General features: G+C 36.9%; 2 protein-coding genes and 1 pseudogene. 1 reads left to right on the forward strand and 2 read right to left on the reverse strand.

Annotated features, from left to right (window positions below; all coding sequences use genetic code 11):
• Window positions 1-847 (reverse strand): MFS transporter (locus RT405_RS07925; RefSeq protein ID WP_313468989.1); only part of this gene is annotated, 847 nt, incomplete at its 3' end.
• Window positions 848-1006: 159 nt separating this feature from the next.
• Window positions 1007-2092, reverse strand: coding sequence for a MupG family TIM beta-alpha barrel fold protein (locus RT405_RS07930; protein ID WP_313468990.1), 1086 nt, complete (start codon window positions 2090-2092; stop codon window positions 1007-1009).
• A 313-nt stretch (window positions 2093-2405) separates the two neighbouring features.
• On the opposite strand from RT405_RS07930, the pseudogene RT405_RS07935 reads away from it, so the two are divergent.
• A pseudogene (locus tag RT405_RS07935) lies at window positions 2406-2783 on the forward strand (hypothetical protein); the annotation flags it as partial.

A 2783-nucleotide genomic window follows, 5' to 3' on the forward strand; every position in this document is an offset into this window, starting at 1 on the left:
CACTAGGATCGCCTTTATCATTGAATTTCCCAATAATAGGAGCTGCTAGCGCACCAACCACACCGACTAGACCCACTAAACCAGCTTCTCTGGTTCCCATATGGTATTCCGGTGATTCCAATAAGAAAATAAGCGAAGTCCAAAAAACACTAAACGAGCCAAACATAAAAAAGCCGTTAACGGCTGATGCTTGCAAAACTCGCTGGTTCTTTATCAGTTGAGGAATTGAACGCAGCAGGTAAAGATAAGATACTTTAGTTGTTGGATAACTTTTAGGAAACGTTAGCCGAATGATCAATAGCAACAACAAAATAAGTCCTGTCGCAAATAAGTAAACCGGACGCCAGCCTAAAACAGAGCCGATCATTCCGCTGAATGTTCTAGAGAGCAAGATACCGATTAACAATCCTCCCATAACTGTTCCCAGCACACTGCCTCTTTTCTCTGGTTTTGAAAGTTGTGCGGCATACGGAATAATGAGTTGCGGTACGATAGAAGTGATGCCCACGATAAACAAAGCCCACGCGAAAAATACATAATGGCGTGAAACAGTGACACCTATTAATGAAATAACCACCAGTATCAGCATTCGAATAATCAAAGAGCGTCGTTCAAAAATATCTCCTAATGGCACAATGAAAAACAATCCCAAAGCATAACCGATCTGAGTCAGCATAGCAGCAAATCCAATATTTCCTACTGATACACCAAAGTCAACTGCTAACATAGATTCCAAAGGCTGGATATAATACAAACTAGCTACTGCGACCCCACAGGAAACTGCCAATAGAAGAATAAATGATGGTGTTAATTCAAAATTTGTTTTTTCTTTACTAATGTTATTCAAAACAAAATGCCTCCTAAACTATACTTCATTAAAAGAGTATAATAAGTTTGGCCAAATGTCATTTGTTTTTTTAGCGATTCCTTTGCTAGACAAATATACCCATGTAAAAATTTGCTGTAGAGCAATTTTACATGGGAGTATCTTTTTTCTTTAGTTAAATTACTCTACAAAACGGAAGTTGGCTGAAGGCGGTAAGTAATCCAATAAGAATACCGATTCTTCTTTGATATGACCAACAATATTTCGAGTTCCATCATCTTTCATTTCTTTTAAGGCAATTTGCGTTTCGCCTTTGTATTGACCAAACTGATCATTACAAATCAGGATATCACCTTTTTTGATTAGACCGGTTTGGTGAGCAGGAAAATCTTCATTTTTATATTTAATACGCGTCATAGATGAACGAATCATATATTCTGAGCGATCTCCACGGTAACTATGAATCTCTTCTAGAATAACTTTTTTCTCTAAATCTGTTGCATTTTCTGAAAATTCTATTTTTAATTCTGGATATGCTCCAAGATAAGCTTCAGCTACAGCTTTTAACTCCTCTTCTGTTGCATATGCATTCCCAATCAACAAATCATCAATTGAATCCATCAATTTATAATGAGTCGCTTGAGTATGGATTGGCAAATAACGGTGCTGTTCCAATGTACACAACCCTTCTTGAACTGGCCATGGACCAAGTTCTCCGTTTTCTGCTGTAATAAAGGCAGCTGTATGAAGGTTGTATTGGTTGAATTGTGCTGTAGTCTTTTCAAAATGTTCTTGAGAAAGTCCAGAATAAAGCTGTGGATAGAAATTATGAGAAGCTGTTAAGTAGTCTCGATTCGGTTGATTGCTCATCACATTATCAATGTACTTCGTTCCGCTGCTCATATTGACTTCAATTTTCAGCTGTTCCGGATTTTGTGTCATCCGCGCTTCTTCAGCACCGGTAAATCCTAAATCCAGGCGGATCGCACTTGCACTCAGCTCTTTAAAAAAGCTTAAGTCTTCGTAGCTGACACCCAATTGTCCAAATAGTCCTGGATTAATGTCTAAAACGGTTTCTATTCCAACTGAACTTGCATATTGAATCACTTTTTTAAATTTGTCAACAACTTCAGTGGTATCGCCTTCTACTTCCAATAAACTCATAAAAACGCGTGTATAGCCGTATTGGCTTGCTAAGTCTAGATACTCTTTATCCTTTTCAAACGTACTTTTGGCCGGATAAATAGAAATTCCGATGTTTTTCATTGTCGCCCTCCATAAATATACTGTTTTCGCTTACACTAAACAATGGTAAGCGTTTTACAGTTAATTGTAAAGGATTATTGTATTTTATTACTGGGTTGAAGCGATTCGTATTTTATATCCAACTAAAAAAAGCAAGAATGGTCTAGGTCCCGCTAATATTCTTAAATTACTCCTAATATTGCTATAGTTTGTGTCTTTTAAACGAGATAAACTCTAGTAAAATAGAATATATCTCTATCAGACTATTAGTTCGTTTAGTCAATCTACGGCTAATCGATCTTTTAGTACAACCTATTTATTAGGAGGAAAAAAGTTGGAAAATTTACTGCAAAAGTTCTCTGCTTATCAAGAAGTCTACACCAAAGGTACCTATCTTTTCTTTACAAAAAATCCAATAAAAATTAAATTTTCCGGAAAATTTTTTCGCTTTGAAACATTTCAAGATGTATTTGGAGACGAACTAGACAGCGCTCTTTTTGAACTGGTTCCAAGCGACTTTTCCGGCGAAACCGAGATGTCATTGATTCATGAATTTGATCGCACTTTGAAGCCCGATAGTTTCACTTTAACGGCAACTGAACAAAAAGAGATTATTATCAAAACAAAAAATCTACGCGGTTTTCGTTATGCAGCTGAAGCGTTGAAGCTGCTTTTTGAAAAGACCAGCAGCGGAACAGCTTGCTTGCTGATT

Origin of the sequence: Carnobacterium sp., from assembly GCF_032094055.1 — a bacterium.
GTDB lineage: Bacteria > Bacillota > Bacilli > Lactobacillales > Carnobacteriaceae > Carnobacterium_A.

Bases quoted from the DNA above. Each gene is read 5' to 3' on its own strand.
- RT405_RS07930 (WP_313468990.1), bottom strand. From the start codon at position 2,092: ATGAAAAACATCGGAATTTCTATTTATCCGGCCAAAAGTACGTTTGAA.